The following is a 600-nucleotide window of genomic DNA, read 5'->3' as shown; positions in this document are numbered from 1 at the left end:
GTCGAGTGAGGGCCAGTAGCGTTCGTGCTGGAAGGCGTAGGTGGGCAGGTCGACGTGGCGGGGACCGGCGGGCGCCAGGTGCGCGGCCCAGTCGACGTCGATGCCGCTGGTGTGCAGCCGGGCCAGCGCGGTGACCAGGGCACGGGCCTCGGACCGGTCGGCACGCTGCGCGGCCACCGCCGTCACCGCCTCGTCGTCCAGGGCGTTCGGCGCCATCGCCGACAGCACGCCGTCCGGGCCGAGCTCCAGGAACGTCCGCACCCCCATCACGTGCACCGCACGCAGCCCGTCGGCGAACCGCACCGCCTCACGCACGTGCCGCACCCAGTACGCCGGGTCGGTGACATCGCCGGTCAGGTCACCGGTGACGTTCGACACCACCGGGACACGGGGGGCGTGGTACGTCAGCGACTCGGCAATCGCCTGGAAGTCCGCCAGCATCGGCTCCATCAACGGCGAATGGAACGCGTGCGAAACGGTCAGCCGCTTGACCTTGCGGCCCTGCGAACGCCACACGTCCGCCAACTCCTCGATGGTGGCCTCCCGTCCGGAGACGACCACTGCCTGCGGTCCGTTGACCGCGGCGATCGAGATGTCCTG

At 71.3% G+C, this 600-nt stretch carries 1 protein-coding gene; it reads right to left on the bottom strand.

All coding sequences use genetic code 11. From position 1 onward, the window contains the following. Positions 1-600: acyltransferase domain-containing protein (locus K7G61_RS36010; protein WP_225851365.1), on the bottom strand; the 600-nt coding region annotated here is incomplete at both ends.

Origin of the sequence: Streptomyces sp. HPF1205 (assembly GCF_020400825.1) — a bacterium.
In the GTDB taxonomy this organism is placed as follows: Bacteria; Actinomycetota; Actinomycetes; order Streptomycetales; family Streptomycetaceae; genus Actinacidiphila.
This window is presented reverse-complemented; position numbering and strand designations above follow the sequence as displayed.